This window comes from Dactylosporangium sp. CA-092794, assembly GCF_050948465.1.
GTDB lineage: Bacteria > Actinomycetota > Actinomycetes > Mycobacteriales > Micromonosporaceae > Dactylosporangium.
Map to the genome: position 1 here is coordinate 4,229,171 of NZ_CP192044.1, position 17,512 is coordinate 4,246,682.

A 17,512-nucleotide genomic window follows, 5' to 3' on the forward strand; every position below is an offset into this window, starting at 1 on the left:
TGCTGTGCTGGGGGCTGTGGGGGCTAGGTTGGTTTGGTTTTCAGGTGGGTCAGGGCGGTGGTGGCTCGGGTCAGTTCTTCGGGGCGGTTGATTTCGGTGGCCAGGGTGCGGGCCTCGGTGTGGCTGGCGATGGCCTCGGTGCGGCGGCCCTGGGCGGCGAGGGCCTGGCCCAGGCCGTTGAGGGCGCAGGTCTCGCCGTAGCGTTCGCCGAGGGCGCGGAAGAGGGTCAGGGCCTCCTCGTAATGGCCCACCGCGTCGGCGAAGCGGCCCTGCATGGTCAGGGCGTCGCCGAGGTTGTTCAGGGCGGTCGCCTCGCCGCCGCGGTGGTGCAGGGCGCGGAAGAGGGTCAGGGCGCGGCGGTTGTGTTCGACGGCCGGGTCGGGGCGGCCGAGGCGCACGTAGACGCTGCCGAGGTTGGTCAGGGTGTTGGCCTCGCCGACGCGGTCGCCGATCTCGGCGAAGCGCTCGAGGGCCCGCAGCTGGTAGGCGGCCGAGATCTCGCACTCGCCGGTCGCGCTGTGCACGACGCCCAGGTTGCCCAGGGTGCGGGCCTGGCCGCGGGCGTCGCCGAGGCGCTGGAACAGCGACAGCGCCCGCTCGAGGTGCTCGATCGCCTCGGGATGGCGGCCCAGCTGCCAGCAGACCACGCCGACGTTGGTCAGCGCGGTCGCCTCGGCGACGCCGTCGCCGAGGGTGCGGGCGGCGTGGTGGGCCTCGGTGTGGACGGCGAGGGCGTCGGCCGGGTGCCCGCCGTTGTCGAGGTAGGAGTACAGGGTGGCGGCCAGGTGCACGGCGACGTCCGGCCGGCCGTTGCGGGCGGCGTGCAGGCAGACCGCGACCAGGGTGGTGCGTTCGGCGTCGAGCCAGGCCAGCGCGGCCTCGGGATCGTCCAGGGGCGGGCCGGCGGCGGGCCGCGGCGGCAGGGTGGGGCGGCGGTGCCGCTCGGCCGGGTAGAGCGCGTCCATGGCGGCGCCGGCGCAGTACAGGTAGTGGTCGAACAGGCGGCCCAGGGCGCGGCGACGCTCCGCCGGTCGCTCCTCGTCGTTGGCGCGGTCGACGGCGTAGGTGCGGACCAGGTCGTGCAGGGTGTACCGGCCGTCGAGCGGCTGCTGCACGAGATACTCCCCGGCGAGGCGGCGCAGGTGCGCGGCGGCGGTGGCCGGGTCGGTGCCGAGCAGGGCCGCGCCGGCGTGGTCGTCCAGGTCGGGGCCGGGGTGCAGGGCCATGCGGCGCAGCAGCGCCTGCCGGGGTGCGGGCAGTTGCCGGTAGGACAGGTCCAGCGCCAGCTCGACGCCGCTGTCGAGCCGGAGCCGGTCGTGGCGCTCGTCGAGGCGGTCGGCGTGGTCGGTGACCGTCCAGCCGGCCCGGGCGGCGATCTGGCCGGCGACGACGCTCAGCGCCAGGGGCAGGTAGCCGCACCGCAGGGCGACCCGCCGGTGCGCCGTGCGGTCCGGGCCGACCGGCACCGCCGGCACCGACCGGACCAGCAGTTGCTCGGCCTCGTCCGCGGTGAACACGTCGAGGTCGAGGTGGACGTCGGGGTCGATGCCGTCCATCCGGCGGCGCGAGGTGAGCAGCGTCAGGGCGTCGTCGGCGGGCGGCAGCAGCGGGCGCACCTGCTCCTCGGAGGCGGCGTTGTCGAGCACGACCAGCGCCCGCCGGTCGGCGATCCGCTCGCGGAACGCCGCGGCCCGGGCCTCGATGCCGTGCGGGATCTCGTGGCCGGACAGGCCGAGCAGGCGCAGGAAGCCGTCGAGCACCGCGGCCGGCTCCGCGGGCGGCTGCGCCGGATCGGGATCGAAGCCGCGCAGGTTCACGAACAGCGTCGTGTCGAACCGGCCCTCCGCGGCCAGCAGGTGCCCGGCGTGGATGACCAGCTGCGTCTTGCCGACCCCGGCCATCCCGGCGAGCACGCACGTCCCGCCGGCCGCGGCGGCGAGCGGCCGCAGCCGGTCGATCTGCGCCTGCCGGCCGGTGAACGCGCCGATGTCCTCGGGCAGCCGGTCGAGGACGCGCACCTGGGCGGCCGCGGCCGTCTCGGCCAGGCTGACGCGCAGCGCCTGCCGCCAGTGCGCCAGATACCCCGCGTCGTCGTGCAGCGCCTGGACCGCCGCCACCACCAGCTCGGCGTTGATCCGGCGGCGGCCGGTCTTGAAGCAGTCCACGACCGTGCCGCGGCGGGCGAGCTCGTCCGCGGGCCGGCCCTCGGCCCGCCAGCGCGCGTTGATCCGGCGGGTGATCGTCTCGTAGGACGGGTCGCCGGCCCACACCTTCAGCCCGCGCAGGCATCCGACGAGCTCGTCGAGGCTGCGCGCCGGACCGGGGTCGGGTGGCCCGGGCGTGCGCCGGTCAGACTCCGTAGCCACCATGCACCCCCGCGCCGGCTCAAACCCATCGATCCCGATGGTGCCACACGGCGGCGCGCGAGGCTGCCCCGGCCGGTGCGCACGCCGCCGGGCCGGCCCCCCGTGGAGGCCGGTCCGGCGGTCGGTGCGGAGGACGGCGTTAGTGGAGCACCCAGCTGAACCACTCGTTCTGGGCGTTCCGGTCGCAGGTGTACTGGATCAGGTCGGCGCCGTCGGCCGTCGAGGCGCCCTCGACGTTGAGGCACTTGCCGTTGTCGCGGTTGATCAGCATGTACCAGTCGAGATTGTCGCGGCGGGCCACGAGGTCCGGCAGCCATTCGTCGTTGTGCTCCGGCGCCGCGCCGCACTGCCAGAGCTTGACCTTCGCTCTGTCGGTATCTACGGCGCCCGACACGTTCAGGCAGACGTTCTGCACGACGTTGCCGTGGTTGCGGATGTGGTAGTACCCGCCCGAGAGCGGCTCGAAGTGCCACATCTGGTCGGTGACCCGGGCCCCCTGGCAGGTCTCCTGCTCGACCTGCGTGCCGGGCCGGACATCGTGGCTCTGCGGGTGCAGGCACGACCCGGAGTAGTAGTTGAAGATCTGCCAGGTGTCGCTCGCCGCGGCCGAGGCCGTCGACGGCCAGGCCAGCACCGCCACCGCCGCGGCCGTCGCCGCCGCGATCAGCGCGGCCGTCAGACGCTTCCCCCTGATGCGCAACACGTCGCTCCCCTCCTGTGCGCGGATGCCTCTGGAGGTGACCTCACCGCATCGGCGCCACCGGAGGGTGAAATCCAAACAATTCCATACGTGCTGCAAGGGCCGAACATGGCCGCCGCTGCACGCCTTCTGGAAACCTTCTGTTTCCCGGCCATTCAGGTCCGGCTTCGAGGCTCGGCAGGTCAGTGGCTCATGGAAGCTTCCATCCCACAGGAGTGTTTCGTATGACCATCTCTCGTCGTCAGGTGATTTCCGGCGGTGCCGCCGCCGGTGTGGGCCTGACCGTTGCCGGTGTGCTGCCCAGCCTCGCCGAGCCGGCGGCCGCGCACGACCCGAACTGGGCCGCGGACCGGTCGAACCCGGGCGACCGGCCGTTCCCCCCGCTGCAGGACGACCCGAACGGGATCCTCGCCCTGCCGGCGGGCTTCTCGTACAAGATCGTGACCCGTGAGGGCGAGACCGACCTGTCGTTCGGCCAGGGCAAGACCCCGGCCTTCCACGACGGCACCGGTGTGGTCGACGCGAGCCGCAAGGGCCTGACGATCATCCAGAACCACGAGCTCACCCCGCACATGGCGACCCACGGCGTGCCGCACGTCGCCGGCACCGTCTACGACCCGGGCGCGGCCAACGCGAGCGGCTGCACGGTCATCACCACCGACGGCAACGGCAAGGCCACCGCCGAATGGGTCGGCATCTCGGGTACCGTGCGCAACTGCGCGGGCGGCGTGACCCCGTGGGGCACCTGGCTGACCTGCGAGGAGACCTTCATCACCGCGGGCGCCACCTGGTCGGCGGCCGGGCAGACCGGCACGTACCAGCGCAACCACGGCTACGTCTTCGAGGTGTTCCCGGCCGACTCCGGCCACCAGCTGCCCAAGCCGATCAAGGCGTTCGGCCGGTTCGAGCACGAGGCCCTGGCCGTCGAGCCGAAGCTCAAGCACGTGTACCTCTCCGAGGACGCCAGCGGCCCCAACGGCCTGTTCTACCGCTGGACCGCCCCGCACGGCGTGAAGCTGGGCCCCGGCCTGGCCAACACGCTGCCGGACACCGCCGGCAAGCTCGAGGCGATGCAGATCCGCCTGGACGACGGCAGCATCCTGCCCGACGTCGCCTACCTCACCTCGGCGCAGCTGGGCCGCCCGTTCAAGGTGACCTGGCTCGAGGTCCCCGACCGCGACGCGACCACCAAGACCATCCGCACCCAGTTCGCCGACGGCACCGTCACCCGCGGCAAGAAGTTCGAAGGCGTGTGGAGCAACGGCAAGGGCTGCTACGTCGTCAACAGCTTCGCCTTCGCCGCGAACGACCTGCCGGCCGACGCGACCAAGCACGACGGCATGGTGTGGTTCTACGACTACGACGACGAGACCATCACGCTCGTCACCTACTTCCCGCACAACCCGGCGGCGGAGACCGAGGGCGCCTACCCGAAGTACGCCGACCTGACCTTCGACGGCCCCGACAACGTGACCGTCACCCCGTGGGGGACCCTGGTCCTGGCCGAGGACGGCGTGCGCGCCTCCCACGTGCTGAGCTCGGTGCCGGGCGGCCCGACCTACGCGATCGCCCGCAACATGCTCAGCAACGGCACGTCCGGCGGCGCGCCGACGTACTCGGAGTTCACCGGCCCGACGTTCTCCCCGGACGGCAAGATCCTCTTCGTGAACATCCAGGCGCCGGGCATCACCCTGGCCATCACCGGCCCCTGGGAGAAGTACCTCGGCTGACACCGCCGCGAGCCCGGGGCCGCACTGGCCCCGGGCTCACCGGTGACGCCGGAGCGTAGTTCAGGTCGCAGTGTGTTCGCGTCGAGGCGGCGTGGCTAGCGTCGCAGCGTGCGGGTCTCTGTCATCATCCCGAACTACAACAAGGAACGGTCGCTCGCGGCCTGCCTCGACGCCGTCCACGCGCAGACCCTGCCCGCGGCCGAGGTCATCGTCGTCGACGACGCGAGCACCGACGGGTCGCGGGAGATCATCGGCCGGTACCCGTGCCGGCTGCTGACCACACCGGTCAACGGCGGCGTCTCCGCCGCGCGCAACCGGGGCGCCGCGGCCGCCGCGGGCGACGTGCTGTTCTTCGTCGACTCCGACGTCGCCCTCGCCCCCGGCGCGCTCGAGGCGGCGGTGCGCGAACTGCGCGAGCATCCCGGCTGCGGCGTGGTGCAGGGCATCTACGACGCCCGCCCGCTGTTCCCCGGCGGCGCGGTGCAGCGGTACCAGACGCTCTCCGAGCATTTCTGGCGGCGCCGGGCGGCCGGGCTCGCCGATGCCACGCTGTTCGCGCTGACGGCCGTGCGCCGGGAGGCCTTCGCGGCCGTCGGCGGGTTCGACGAGCGGCTGCGCGACGCCGAGGACGTCGAGTGGGGCACCCGGCTGCCGGACCGGTGGGAGATCCGGATGAGCGCCGAGGTCGTCGGCCGGCACGACCACGCCGACGGGTTCGGGGTGTACGTGACCGAGCAGTTCCGCCGGGCCCGCACCTACGCCGGCACCGTGCTGGACGGGCGGCGGGCGGCGCCCGGGCCGGTCCGCGCCGCCCGGCGGCGCCGGGGCATCGACGTGCCCGCGGTGGCGGCGATGACGAGCTGCGCCGCCGCCGTGGCGAGCCTGCCGCTGCCGGCCCTGTCGCCGTGGTTCGCCGCGCTGCCGGCGCTGGCGGTGGTGGCGTTCCTGGCCCTCGACCGCCGGCTGCTGGGCTTCGCCGCCGCCGGGCGGGGGCCGGTGTTCGCGGTGTTCTTCGCGGCGATGCGGTTCCTCACCCACGTCACCGAGTTCGCCGGCATGGCGCTGGGCGTCCTCGCCGCGCTGGGCCGGCGCTGGGGGAGACGGCTGAACCAGCTGTTCGTGGCGGTGTTCGTGGTCGCGCTGGCGGCCGGCGTGGTGCTGTTCCTCGACGCGCAGGACTGGACCCCGGCCCGCACCCTCGCCGCCGGCCTGGGCACCGGGCGGGTCGCCGCCGCGCTGGGCCTGGCCGCGCTGATCAACGCCGCCGGCCTCGTGCTCGGCCTGGTCTCCTGGCGCGCGCTCTTCACCGACCTCGGCGCCCGGGTCAGCGGCTGGACCGCGGCCCGGATGTTCTTCGTCGGCTTCCTCACCAAGTTCCTGCCCGGCCGGTTCCTCGCGCTGCCGGTGCTGCTGCGCATGGGCCGCGAGGTCGAGGTCGGGCCGGTCCGGCTGGCCGGGCTGTTCATGCTGAGCTGGAGCGTGGTCGCGCTGACCGGTCTCACCGTCGGTATCGCGGCCGGCCCGGCGCTGGCCGGCGGGCAGTTTCTGTGGCTGCTGCTGGCCGCGGTGCCGGTGGTGGCGCTGCTGGTCCGGCCGCGGCTGTTCAACGCCGCGGTGGCGGCCGCCCTGCGCGTGCTGCGCCGGGAGCCGCCGGCGGTGGCCGCCTCCGACCGGGGGCTGCGCCGGGCGCTGGGCGCGCAGACGCTGTCCTGGATCGTCTCCGGGCACCACCTGTGGCTGCTGGCCGTGGTCGCGGGCGCGCCGCCGCTGCGTTCCTACCTGCTGTGCATCGGCGGCTTCGCGGCCGCCGCGACGGCCGGCGTGCTGGTCATGGTCGCGCCCGACGGGCTGGGCGTGCGCGAGGCGATCGTGATGGTGGGGCTGGTCACCGTGCTGCCGGTCTCGGTGGCCACGTCCGTGGTGCTGGCCAGCCGGCTGGTCTGCTCGCTGAGCGAGGTGATCGTCGGCTCGGGGGGCCTCGTGACCGCCGAGTACATGCACCGCCGCGGCCCCGTGCGGGTTCCGGACGGCGCGGCCTGTCTGCGTTCTGGACCTGGCCTGGACTACCCGGCGTAACCCTTGTTTAGATCTACGTTCGTCGATATTTTGCGATGGTGATGAACACGCTGTTCGCCCGGCTGTCCCGGCTGCTGCGCGGCCCGGTGGAGCGCTTCGTCCGCCCCAACCGGCGGATCAACTCGATGATGTGGGACCTGCAGTACGCGCTGGGCTTCTGGCGCTACCTCGACCGGCTCAGCGACGGCGAGATGCCCTTCACGCTGATCGAGACCTGGGCGAAGCGACCGTCCATCCTGGACCTCGGCTGCGGCAGCAGCGCCAACATGCCGCTGCCGGCCGGGCGGTACCGGCACTACCACGGCGTGGACGTGAGCCGGTCCGCGATCCAGCAGGCGCGCCGCCTCGGCCGGCCGGACACCTCGTTCGAGGTCGCCGACATCCGCACCTTCGCCACCGGCGAGCGCTACGACGCCGTGCTGCTGCGCGAGGTGCTCTACTACCTGACCGGCGAGGAGGCCCGCGACCTGCTGCTGCGGCTCCCCGCGATGCTCAGCGACCGGGGCCGGATCGTGGTGCAGATCTACGACGTCGCCCAGGCCCGCGACATCGTCGAGGTCATCCGCGCCTGCGGCGTGCCGATCGACCGCGAGGTCCCGGCCCGGCTCGGCGACGGGCCGCGGGGCGCGTTCCTGGTGCTCAAGGCACCCGTGGCCGCCTGAGGGCGGGGCGGCCCGGTCAGGCCGGGATGCGGCGGTTCCACCAGGGCCGCACGCCGACCGGCTCGCTGCGCAGCAGGCGGCGGTGCAGGTCCTGCAGCTGGTGGCCCGGCTCGACCCCGAGCCGGTCGGCCAGCGTCACCCGGGCGTCCTGGAACGCGGTCAGCGCCTCCGCCCGGCGCGACGACTGGCCGAGCGCCACCAGCAGCAGCTCCCACAGCCGCTCCCGCATCGGCTGCTCGGCCAGCATCCAGCGCAGCTCCGACACGAGGTTCTCGTCGTCGCCGAGCAGCAGCCGGATCCCGGCGATCTCCTCCAGCACGTCCTGGTGCAGCTCGGCCAGCCGGGCCCGCTCGGCCTCCGCGAGCGGGCCGGTGGCCTCCTGCAGCGGCGGGCCGCACCAGCGCGCCACCGCCCGCTGGAAGTGCCCCAGGGCCTCGGGTAACTGGGCCGCGGCGCGGGCCGCGCGGGCCTGCCGGACGTCGCGCTCGAACAGGTTCACGTCCACCGCGTCGGCGGCGATGGCCAGGGTGTAGCCGGGCCGGGTCGAGCACAGCACGGTGGCCCGGGCCGGCTTCTGCCGCTGCGGTTCGAGGGCCCGGCGCAGGCGCCCGATGTAGGTGTGCACCATGTTCTCCACCGACGGCGGCCGGCGGGGGCCCCAGACCGCGTCGACGATCTGCGCCACCGACATGACCATCCCGGATCGCAGCGCCAGCACGGCCAGCACCTCGCGCTGCCGCGGCGTGCCGAGGTAGAGCGCGGTACCGCCGCGGCGTGCCTTGACCAGTCCCAAGAGCGACACCGCGAGATTGTCCTCGGACACGCTCCCTCCCCTCCTGCTCGGGCGTCACGCGCTCGCCGGGCTATCGGCGGCCGGCGGGCGTCGTGAAGGTCAGTCCCCGCGCCAGCAACTGCGGCAGCACGCGGGCGAGGGCCGCGACGGTCTGCGACCGGTCGCCGCCGCCGTCGTGGCAGAGCATGATCTGACCGGGCCGGCTGCGCGACAGCGCCCGCGCGATCCGGTCGGTACCGGGACGGCGCCAGTCGCTGGGATTGACCGTCCAGTCCACCGGGGCGAGGCCCTGCTCCGCGGTGGCCCGCAGCACCCCGGCCGACCAGTTGCCCGACGGCGCCCGGAACAGCCGCGGCGAGACGCCGGTGGCCGCCTCGATCTCCGCCTGCGCCCCGGCGATCTCGGCCCGCTGCACCGGCGGCGGCAGCGCCGCGAACGGCTGCGGGTGGGTCATCGAGTGGTTGCCCAGCACGTGCCCGGCCGCGGCGATGCGGCGGGCCAGGCCGGGCCGCTCCCGGACCCGGTCGCCGACGAGGAAGAAGGTGGCCCGGATGTCGTGCCGGGCGAGCAGGTCCAGCAGCGGCGGCGTCCAGTCCGGGTGCGGGCCGTCGTCGACGGTGAGCGCGACCGCGCCCCCGCCGACGCCGAACGCCGGCCAGCCGGCGCCGCCCAGGCCGGGCCGGCGCCGCAGGTACTGCTGATATCCGCGGACCGCGAAGAACCCGTAGTGCAAGAGCTGGGCGGCGCGCCTGCCGGTACTCATCGGCTCAGGTGCTCCTCGACGACCCGGGCCGGCCCGAAGTCCCGGTCGCGCAGGTGGCGCAGGCCCCCGGCCAGCGCACCGGCGACGATCGCCAGCTGCACCAGGAAGTGCACGGCGAAGAAGAAGCCGGCGAACGCCGGCCCGCGCCGGGCCGCCACGAACCGCAGCAGTCCCGGGTCGGCCAGCACGAACCCCGCGAGGGCCAGCGCCGGCACGGCCAGCAGCGCCGGCGCGACCAGGCCCAGCGGCAGGGTCACGGCCGCCAGCGCCGCCAGCGCGACCGCGGCCGGGCTGTTGGCCCGGATCCCGGCCGGCCCGCGCTCGGCCAGCGCCACCGGGATGAGCAGCTGCGAGCGGCCGAACTGCTTGCGCAGCAGCGCCCCGAGCCGGCTGTCGTCGTCGTGCCGGCCGGCCATCTCGGCGCTGAGCACGATCCCGTGGTGCGCGCCCAGCCGGTCGCCGAACTCCACGTCCTCGGAGGCGCGCAGCCGCTCGTCGAAGCCGCCGACCTCGTCGAACACCGCACGGCGGATCGCGCACAGCGCGAACAGCGTGGTGCGGACCCGCCCGGCGTGCCGCCGCCGCCAGTAGTGCCCGTGCAGCAGCCGGTACGCCTCGATCGGGCCGTCGTCGAACATCGGCTCGAGCGCGTAGATGCCGTGCACGCACACCACGTCGGGCTCGTCGCGCATGATCCGCAGCGCCACGCCGAGCGCGTCGGGCAGCGGCGCGCAGTCGGAGTCGACGAAGAACAGGATCTCGCCGCGGCTGGCCCGGATGCCGAGGTTGCGGGCCGCGGCCGGCCCCCGGTTCACCGGCGACTCGACCAGCCGGCAGCCGAACCGGCGGGCGATCTCCCGGGTGCCGTCGGTGCTGGCGTCGTCGACCACAATGACCTCGGCGACCGGCTCGCGCTGCGCACGGATCGCCGCCAGGCAGGCCCCGAGGGTCGTCGCGCTGTTGTAGGCGGGGACGATGACCGACACCTCGGGTCGCATGATCCGTAACTCCCTTGGTCACCACAAGGCGATCATGGCATTAAACATTCATGCACGTGCCTGTGTTGCCAGTCAAGCTATCGGGATCGTCACGGCCCAAGCAAGCGTTGCGGTGGGTAGTCCAGACGAGATACAGGGCCGGTTCAGAAACCATTTCGGCTGCCTCGCTAGGTTTCTGCCCATGCCCAACCTGATAGGCGTCGATGAGTGCGAGCGGCTCACCGCCCGCGAGACGCAGGACCTGTACCGCCGCTACGTGAACTCCAGTCAGGTCAGCCTGATGACGTCCTTCGGGTTCGGCCGCGAATTGGTCGACCGGGCCGAGGGCGCATATCTGCTGCAGCGCGACGGACGGCGCATCCTCGACCTGACCGGCGGCGTCGGGGTGCTCAGCCACGGGCACAACCACCCGCGCATTCTCGCCGCCCGGCAGCGCTTCGCCGAGCAGCGGCGGATGGAGGTGCACAAGACCTACTTCTCGCCCTACGTCGCCGCGCTCGGGCACAACCTCGCCCAGCTGCTGCCCGGCGACCTCACCATGTCGTTCCTGCCCAACTCCGGCGCCGAGGCGGTCGAGGGCGCGGTCAAGCTCGCCTACAAGTACCACGGCGGCAAGCGGCACACCATCCTGCGCGCCGATTGCGGGTTTCACGGCAAGCTGCTGGGCTCCGGCGGGCTCACCGGCCAGCCGCACTTTGCATTTCCCACCATTCCGGGAATCGCGACATTTACCTACAACGACATCTCCTCGGTCAAACAGGCAATTGCCGAGCACTCCGGCGACGTCTACGCGCTCATCGTCGAACCGTTCAGCGCGTCCACCGTCTCATGGTGCGACGAGGATTTTCTGCGCGAAATCCGGCAGCTGTGCACCCGGCACGACATCGTGCTGATTTTCGATGAAATCTACACCGGGTGGGGAAAAACCGGCGAACTGTTCTACTTCATGCGGTACCCCGGCCTCGTGCCCGACGTGCTGACCACCTCGAAGGCGTTCGGCGGCGGCAAATCCTCGATCTCCGCCTACGTCGCCCGCACCAAGATCTTCCGCAAGGCCTACGACAACCTCGGCGACGCGCTGCTGCAGAGCACCAGCACCACCTACTACGGCTTCGGCGAGGAGTGCGCGACCGCCATCGAGGCCATCGCCGTCGTCGTCGAGGACGACTACCCGGCCAAGGCCCGCGCCCTCGAACGGGTCCTCGAGCCGTCCCTGCAACGGCTCGCCAAACAATACCCGGACGCGGTCGGCCGGGTCGCCGGCGCCGGCGCGCTCTGGGGCGTCTTCATCGACGGCGGCCCCGCCCTGCTCGACCTCGTCGCCCGCCTCGCCCCCGGCGGCATGGCCCGCGACCCGCAGTTCAAGACCAAGCTCGTCACCTGCGCCGTCATCAACGCCCTCTACGAGGACCACGACATCTACACGTACTACACCCTCAACGGCCGCAACCCCCTCGTCATCGGCCCCGCCCTGATCACCGACCCGGCCGACGTCCAGCGCGGCGTCGACGCCCTCGGCGCGGTCCTCGACCAGGGCCTGACCCGGCTCGTCACCCGGTTCGTCAAGCAGAAGGTCGGCTCGCTGTGGTGATCACCGTGACCGGCGCCGCCGGCATGCTCGGCTCCCGCCTCGTCGACCGGCTGCGCGCCGACGGCCGGGACGTGCGCGGCGTCGACCTCCGCCCGGCCGGCACCGTCAGCCTCATCGGCGACGTCCGCGACCCCCACGCCATGGCCGAGGCGACCGGCGGCGCCGACGCGGTCATCCACTGCGCCGCCGCACTGCCCAGCTACCCCGCCGACGAGATCCGCTCGATCATCGTCGACGGCACCGGCACGGTACTGCGCGCCGCCGCCGACGCCCGAGTACCCCGGGTCGTCCACGTCTCCTCCACCGCCGTCTACGGCCTGCCCAAGACCGTGCCCACCCCCGAGGACCACCCCCGCCGGCCGGTCGACACCTACAGCGCCGCCAAGGCCGCGGCCGAGGAGGTCGCCGAGCGGCACCGCGCCGACGGCATGTGCCTGTCCGTCCTGCGGCCCAAGACCTTCCTCGGCCCCGGCCGCATGGGCCTGTTCGCCATGCTCTTCGAGTGGGCCGACGAAGGCCGCAACTTCCCCGTCCTCGGCCGCGGCGACGTGCGCATCCAGATGTTCGCCGTCGAAGACCTCGTCGACGCCGTCGCCACCGTGCTGGCCGCACCCGCCGACATCGCCAACGACACCTACAACCTCGCCGCCGCCGAATTCGGCACCCTGCGCGAGGACTTCCAGGCCGTCCTCGACGCCGCCGGGCACGGCAAACGGGTCGTCTCCGTCCCCGCCCGCCCCGCGCTGCTCGCCCTGCGCGGCCTGCAACGACTGCGCCTCTCACCCGTCTACGAACGGCTGCTGCACAAGCTCATGGCCGACTCGTACGTCAGCATCGACAAAGCCCGCGACCGGCTCGGCTTCGCCCCCAAACGGTCCAACCGCGACGCGATCCTCGCCACCTTCGACTGGTGGCGGCAGCAACGCGAACCGGCCGGGCCGGCCACCCGCCCCGCCCGCAGCGGCCGCACCAGCCGCGACCCGTGGCGGCAGGGCGCCCTGTCGGCCGCGAAGGTCTTCTTCTGAGGCCCGGCACCGATGTCCGCGGAGACCGTGGTCGACATCCCGGCCACCACACCGGCCGCCGTCCGCTCGGCGGCCTGGCAGCTGCTGCGCCTCGCCCGGCCGCGGCAGTGGGCCAAGAACCTGCTCGCCGTGCCGCTCGCGCTCATCGACGCGCCCGCCTGGAGCCTGCCCGCGCTGGCCCGCACCGGCTGGGCCGTGCTCGTCTTCACCCTCGCCGCCGTGCTCGTCTACGTCGGCAACGACATCGCCGACCGCCGGCTCGACCGCGAACACCCCGGCAAACGGCACCGCCCGATCGCCGCCGGGCACGTCTCGGTGCCCCTCGCCGTCGCCTTCGCCGGCACCGTCGCCGCCGCCCTCACCGCGGCCCTGCTCTTCGGGCCCGACCTGCCGCGCTGGCCGCTGCTGTCGTACCTGGCGATCAACGTCGCCTACAGCGTCTGGCTCAAACACACCGCACCCCTCGACATCTGCGTCGTCGCCGCCGGATTCGTCCTGCGGGTGGTGTACGGCTACGGCGCGGCCGGCACCGAACCGTCCCCGCCCCTGCTCGGCGCCGTCTTCACCGGCTGCCTCGTGCTCATCCTCGGCAAGCGCCGGCACGAGCTCACCGCCGTCGGCCCCGCCCACCGCCCGGCGCTGGCCGGCTACAACCTCGCCCTGACCGACCAGCTCCTCGGCCTCAACCTCGCCCTCACCGCCGGCGCCTTCCTGCTCTACCTCGCCACCGACGCGCCCCTGGACCCGTTCCGCGAGCCGGTGCTGCTCGTCGCCGCGCCCGCCGGCCTCTTCGCCGCGTTCCGCTACCTGCAAGGCGTGCACGTCCACCAGTCGGGCGGCGACCCGATCCGGGCGATCCTGCACGACCGCCTGATCCTGGCGTGTGTCTGCGTGGTCGGTCCCTTGCTGTCCGCCGCGCTCGTCCTGCACCATTACCCGACCCTGCTGAACTGGATGGGCAGATGAGCAGTCCCCTGGTCTCGGTCGTCGTCCCGAACTACAACTACTCCCGGGCCCTGCCGCTGTGCCTGCAGGCGCTGCTGGACCAGACGTACCCCAACCTCGAAATCATCGTCGTCGACGACTGCTCCACCGACGACTCCGCCGCGGTCGCCGCCTCCTTCGGCGTGCGCGTGCTGCGCACCACCAGCAACGGCGGCCCGGCCGCCGCCCGCAACCTCGGCGCCCGGCACGCCACCGGCGAGATCCTGTTCTTCGTCGACTCCGACGTCGCCGCCCACCCGGACGCGGTCGCCAACGCGGTCGAACTGCTCGCCGCCGACCCCGCCATCGGCGCGGTCTGCGGCAACTACGACCCGGTCCCGCTCATCCGCGACAGCCTGCTCGAGGAGTACCGCTGCCTGCAGCAGTCGTACTGGCTCATCGCCGACGAAGGCCGCATCGCCACCCTCTACACCGCCCTGCTCGCCATCCCGGTCACCGTCTTCACCGAGATCGGCCCGTTCAACCCCCGGCTGCGCGAGACCGAGAACGCCGACTACGGCCGCCGCCTCGCCCAGCACTACGAGATCTGGCTCTCGCCCCGGGTCCGCGGCGTCCACGACCACGACCACGACCTCGGCGTGCTGATCCGCAAAGTGTTCCTGCGCACCGCCCTGCACATGCCCATGTTCATCCGCAAGCCCGCCTTCCCCGGCGGAATCACCAGCGGCCCCCGCGCCTGGGTCAGCATCGCCGCCCTGCTCGCCGTGCTCGGCGTCGCCCTGCCCGTGCTGCTCGGCCCCGTCCTCACCGTGGTACCGCTGGCGTTCCTCGCCCTCTGCATCGCCGGCGACCTGCCGATGTACCGCTTCGTCGCCCAACTGCGCCCGCCGCTGTTCCTGGTGTACTTCGTGGCCATGCACTTCCTGCTCAACCTGGTCATCGCCGTCGCCGCCCTGGCCGGCATCGTGGCCTGGCTCGGCTCCGGCCGGTTCCGCACCCTCTACGACCGCCCGGAGCTGGCCCGGTGAACGCCGAACTGGTATCGGTGATCGTGCCGAACTACAACTACGCCGAATCGCTCGACCTCTGCCTGCGTTCCGTGCTCGACCAGACGTACCAAAACCTCGAAGTCGTGGTCGTCGACGACTGCAGCACCGACGAGTCGGTCGCCGTCGCCCAGGCCCTCGGCGTGCGGGTGGTCAGCACGGGCACGAACGGCGGCTGCGGCAACGCCCGCAACGTCGGCGCCGCCAGCACAGCGGGTGCGATCCTCTACTTCGTGGACTCCGACGTCAGCCTCGCACCCGACGCCGTCGAACGCTCCGTGCGACTGCTGCGCTCCGACCCGGCGATCGGCTGCGTCTGCGGCATCGAGGACCCCGAACCGCTGCTCCACGACACCCTCGTCGCCCGCTACCGCGGCCTGCAGTACCACTACTGGTCGATCACCGCCGAGGGCGACATCTCGCTGCTGTTCCCGGCGATGTGCGCCATCCGCCGCGACGTCTTCGACGACGTCGGCCTGTTCAACCCCGCCCTCAAACAGACCGAGGAGGTCGACTACGGCTACCGCCTTAGCCGCCGCTGGCGCATGGTCCTGACCGGCGACGTCCGCGGCCGGCACGACCACGACCACACCCTGCGCGGCCTGCTGCGCAAGCTGTTCCACCGCGGCCGGCTCCGGGTGCCGCTCTACCTGCGCGCCCGCCGGTTCGCGTCGGGCTTCGAAACCGCCACCCGCGCCTGGGGCAGCCTCGCCGCGTTCGCCGCCCTCGTCAGCGTGCCGCTGATGCTGCTCTCCCCATGGCTCGCCGCGGTACCGCTCACGCTGCTCGCCGCCTCGCTTGCCTGCGACGCCGGCATGTACCGCTTCGTGCACCACCGCGCCGGCACCGGCTTCCTCCTCCTCTTCGCCGCGCTGCACTACCTGGTCAACGTCACCATCACGGCCGGCGTGGCCGCCGGGGCCCTGCAGTGGCTGAGCTCCCGCGCGTTCCGCCACCTCTACGACGCCACGTTCCCCCTGCCGGCGGAGGCCACGGCATGACGGCGGTCACCTCGCCCTCACCGTCGCCCCAGGCGCCGGCCGCCGCGACCCGCCCCCGGCACGGCTGGCGGTTCTGGCTCTACAACATCCTCGTCGCGGCCGCCGCCGGGTGGCTGTGCTTCGTGCTGCTCCACCTGCTGATCAGCGGCCGGTGGTGGTTCTGGCTGATCATCGACGTCATGCCGCCCGCGGTACTGCTCATCGTCCCCGTGCTGCTCGCCGCCGGCGCCGCCCCGTGCCGCCGCTCACGCCGCCCCGTCGCCCTCCTCTCCTTGGCGGCACTGGTGATCGGCGCCCCGATCTCCGGCCTCAACTTCCGCGCCCTGGCCGGCGGCGACGGCCCCGCCCCGCCCGGCGCCCTGCGGGTGTTCAGCTGGAACACCGAGTACTGGGACAGCGACGGCGGCCCCTTCTACGACTTCCTGCGCGACCAGCACGCCGATGTCTACCTGCTGCAGGAGTACCTCCGCGACGGCGACATTCCCGGCCGGATCGACGACTCGTCCCGGCTGCGCGCCGAGTTCCCCGGCTACGACCTGGCGATCGCCGGCGAGCTGGTCACGCTGTCCCGCCTGCCGATCGTCCGCTCCTACCCGCTGCCGGCGGCCGTACCCACCACGGACACCGGCTGGCTGGGGGAGTACACCCGGGACAAGATCCTGCGCACCGACCTCTCCCTGGCCGGCGGCCACCAACTCTCGATCTACAACCTCCACATGCCGGTGCAGATCAACCCTACGAGCCCGTTCTCGGCCGCCTTCTACCGGACGATCCGCGAGCAGCGCGCCCAGCGCGAGCCGCAGTGGCGGGCGCTTGCCGCGGACGTCGCCGCCAACCCGGGCCCGGCCCTGGTGGCCGGCGACTTCAACACGACGCCGGCGATGGGCGACCTGAACAAGGTTCCCTCCCGCCTGCGCGACGCGAGCACCGCGCTGCCGGACCTGTACCCGACCACGTACCGCGACCGCCCGGGCCTGCCCCGGTGGTGGCGGCTGGACTGGGCCTTCGTGACCCGGGACGTGCGGGTGCACGACTACACCTTCGGCAGCTCCCACGGCCAGTCCGACCACCGCTTCCAGCTGCTGCAACTGTCTACGGCCCCGTAGCCACCGCCGTCCGCGGTGCGGCCGCCCGCCCGCGCACCTGCTGCCGGACGCCGTGACCACCAAGTCTCCGTGATCATGCATGGTGTCCGGTCCGATGTCGGGGTTTTTCATGATCCTGGAGACATATGGTACCTATAGGTGCACAATCACTCCGCGATCATGAGAAACGCGTGGTGTCAGTGGCCGGGCGGGCATGATCACGGAGACTTATGGCCGGTTTTGAGGCGCCGTGCTCGGGGTCGTCACCGGCCGCACGCCCGGGGCGCGGCAGTGGGCGTGGTCGGCCGACGCCGGCGAGTGGAGGCGGGCCGGTCGGGTCCTCGATCGTGTGCTCGGCCGCCACGCCCGCGCCGCCGCGAACTCCCGCGCCACCGCAAGCAGTCGCGCCCGGCGCTTCCAGCTGCTGCGGGGCGTCGTGACCACAAGTCTCCGTGATCATGCATGGTGTCCGGTCCGATGTCGGGGTTTTTCATGATCCTGGAGACATATGGTACCTATGGGTACACAATCACTCCGCGATCATGAGAAACGCGTGGTGTCAGTGGCCAGGCGGGCATGATCACGGAGACTTACGGCCGGTTTCGAGGCGCCTTGCTCGCGGCCGTCACCGGCCGCACGCCCAGGGCGCGGCAGTGGGCGTGGTCGGCCGACGCCGGCGAGTGAAGGCGGGCCGGTCGGGTTCTCGATCGTGTGCTCGGCCGCCACGCCCG

Annotated in this window: 14 protein-coding genes; 9 read left to right on the forward strand and 5 right to left on the reverse strand. The window is 72.8% G+C overall.

Annotation, left to right across the window (positions count from 1 at the left end; all coding sequences use genetic code 11):
- Positions 1-23: 23 nt before the first annotated feature.
- Both ACQPXD_RS18245 and ACQPXD_RS18250 read right to left on the reverse strand, forming a co-directional pair.
- Complete coding sequence (locus ACQPXD_RS18245) at positions 24-2,369, reverse strand: tetratricopeptide repeat protein (protein WP_432839952.1); 2,346 nt, start codon at positions 2,367-2,369, stop codon at positions 24-26.
- Between the two features lie 136 nt (positions 2,370-2,505).
- Complete coding sequence (locus tag ACQPXD_RS18250) at positions 2,506-3,069, reverse strand: RICIN domain-containing protein (RefSeq protein WP_432839954.1); 564 nt, start codon at positions 3,067-3,069, stop codon at positions 2,506-2,508.
- A gap of 221 nt (positions 3,070-3,290) precedes the next feature.
- Here ACQPXD_RS18250 and ACQPXD_RS18255 point away from each other — a divergent pair, with 221 nt between their 5' ends.
- From ACQPXD_RS18255 to ACQPXD_RS18265, 3 genes are all read left to right on the forward strand, one after another.
- A complete protein-coding gene (locus ACQPXD_RS18255) occupies positions 3,291-4,796 on the forward strand; it encodes an alkaline phosphatase PhoX (RefSeq protein ID WP_432839956.1) in 1,506 nt (501 codons plus the stop codon).
- A gap of 108 nt (positions 4,797-4,904) precedes the next feature.
- Positions 4,905-6,872, forward strand: coding sequence for a glycosyltransferase (locus ACQPXD_RS18260; protein ID WP_432839958.1), 1,968 nt, complete (start codon positions 4,905-4,907; stop codon positions 6,870-6,872).
- A gap of 41 nt (positions 6,873-6,913) precedes the next feature.
- The gene (locus tag ACQPXD_RS18265) at positions 6,914-7,534 is read left to right on the forward strand and encodes a class I SAM-dependent methyltransferase (protein WP_432839960.1); all 621 of its coding nucleotides are present in this window, start codon (positions 6,914-6,916) and stop codon (positions 7,532-7,534) included.
- A 16-nt stretch (positions 7,535-7,550) separates the two neighbouring features.
- On the opposite strand, the gene ACQPXD_RS18270 is transcribed toward ACQPXD_RS18265, so the two are convergent.
- Genes ACQPXD_RS18270 through ACQPXD_RS18280 form a run of 3 tightly spaced genes read right to left on the reverse strand, consistent with a single transcriptional unit; the run spans position 7,551 to position 10,088 of the window.
- Complete coding sequence (locus ACQPXD_RS18270) at positions 7,551-8,357, reverse strand: AfsR/SARP family transcriptional regulator (protein ID WP_432839962.1); 807 nt, start codon at positions 8,355-8,357, stop codon at positions 7,551-7,553.
- Positions 8,358-8,397: 40 nt separating this feature from the next.
- Positions 8,398-9,090, reverse strand: coding sequence for a polysaccharide deacetylase family protein (locus ACQPXD_RS18275; RefSeq protein WP_432839964.1), 693 nt, complete (start codon positions 9,088-9,090; stop codon positions 8,398-8,400).
- Entirely contained in the window at positions 9,087-10,088 is a 1,002-nt protein-coding gene (locus ACQPXD_RS18280) for a glycosyltransferase family 2 protein (protein ID WP_432839966.1), read from the reverse strand. Before ACQPXD_RS18280 ends, ACQPXD_RS18275 begins: the two co-directional genes overlap by 4 nt.
- A gap of 280 nt (positions 10,089-10,368) precedes the next feature.
- Between ACQPXD_RS18280 and ACQPXD_RS18285 the strand changes: the two genes are divergently transcribed.
- Genes ACQPXD_RS18285 through ACQPXD_RS18310 form a run of 6 tightly spaced genes read left to right on the forward strand, consistent with a single transcriptional unit; the run spans position 10,369 to position 16,802 of the window.
- Entirely contained in the window at positions 10,369-11,679 is a 1,311-nt protein-coding gene (locus ACQPXD_RS18285) for an aspartate aminotransferase family protein (protein WP_432843890.1), read from the forward strand.
- Positions 11,673-12,704, forward strand: coding sequence for an NAD-dependent epimerase/dehydratase family protein (locus ACQPXD_RS18290; RefSeq protein ID WP_432839968.1), 1,032 nt, complete (start codon positions 11,673-11,675; stop codon positions 12,702-12,704). The genes ACQPXD_RS18285 and ACQPXD_RS18290 overlap by 7 nt, the downstream gene beginning before the upstream one ends.
- A gap of 12 nt (positions 12,705-12,716) precedes the next feature.
- Positions 12,717-13,670 carry a UbiA prenyltransferase family protein gene (locus tag ACQPXD_RS18295; protein ID WP_432839970.1) on the forward strand — a complete coding sequence of 318 codons (954 nt, stop codon included), beginning with the start codon at positions 12,717-12,719 and terminating at the stop codon, positions 13,668-13,670.
- On the forward strand, positions 13,667-14,677 hold the full coding sequence (locus ACQPXD_RS18300; RefSeq protein WP_432839972.1) for a glycosyltransferase family 2 protein: 1,011 nt from the start codon (positions 13,667-13,669) through the stop codon (positions 14,675-14,677). Before ACQPXD_RS18295 ends, ACQPXD_RS18300 begins: the two co-directional genes overlap by 4 nt.
- Positions 14,674-15,696: a glycosyltransferase family 2 protein gene (locus tag ACQPXD_RS18305; RefSeq protein WP_432839974.1), complete on the forward strand. Its 1,023-nt coding sequence runs from the start codon at positions 14,674-14,676 to the stop codon at positions 15,694-15,696. The genes ACQPXD_RS18300 and ACQPXD_RS18305 overlap by 4 nt, the downstream gene beginning before the upstream one ends.
- Positions 15,693-16,802, forward strand: coding sequence for an endonuclease/exonuclease/phosphatase family protein (locus ACQPXD_RS18310; protein ID WP_432839976.1), 1,110 nt, complete (start codon positions 15,693-15,695; stop codon positions 16,800-16,802). The genes ACQPXD_RS18305 and ACQPXD_RS18310 overlap by 4 nt, the downstream gene beginning before the upstream one ends.
- Positions 16,803-17,512 lie beyond the last annotated feature (710 nt).

What these genes read in the sequence shown, in the direction of transcription:
- ACQPXD_RS18245 (WP_432839952.1), bottom strand. Translation starts at nt 2,369, where the DNA reads ATGGTGGCTACGGAGTCTGACCGGCGCACGCCCGGGCCACCCGACCCC.
- ACQPXD_RS18255 (WP_432839956.1), top strand. Translation starts at nt 3,291, where the DNA reads ATGACCATCTCTCGTCGTCAGGTGATTTCCGGCGGTGCCGCCGCCGGT.
- ACQPXD_RS18265 (WP_432839960.1), top strand. Translation starts at nt 6,914, where the DNA reads ATGAACACGCTGTTCGCCCGGCTGTCCCGGCTGCTGCGCGGCCCGGTG.
- ACQPXD_RS18275 (WP_432839964.1), bottom strand. Translation starts at nt 9,090, where the DNA reads ATGAGTACCGGCAGGCGCGCCGCCCAGCTCTTGCACTACGGGTTCTTC.
- ACQPXD_RS18280 (WP_432839966.1), bottom strand. Translation starts at nt 10,088, where the DNA reads ATGCGACCCGAGGTGTCGGTCATCGTCCCCGCCTACAACAGCGCGACG.
- ACQPXD_RS18285 (WP_432843890.1), top strand. Translation starts at nt 10,369, where the DNA reads ATGACGTCCTTCGGGTTCGGCCGCGAATTGGTCGACCGGGCCGAGGGC.
- ACQPXD_RS18295 (WP_432839970.1), top strand. Translation starts at nt 12,717, where the DNA reads ATGTCCGCGGAGACCGTGGTCGACATCCCGGCCACCACACCGGCCGCC.
- ACQPXD_RS18300 (WP_432839972.1), top strand. Translation starts at nt 13,667, where the DNA reads ATGAGCAGTCCCCTGGTCTCGGTCGTCGTCCCGAACTACAACTACTCC.
- ACQPXD_RS18310 (WP_432839976.1), top strand. Translation starts at nt 15,693, where the DNA reads ATGACGGCGGTCACCTCGCCCTCACCGTCGCCCCAGGCGCCGGCCGCC.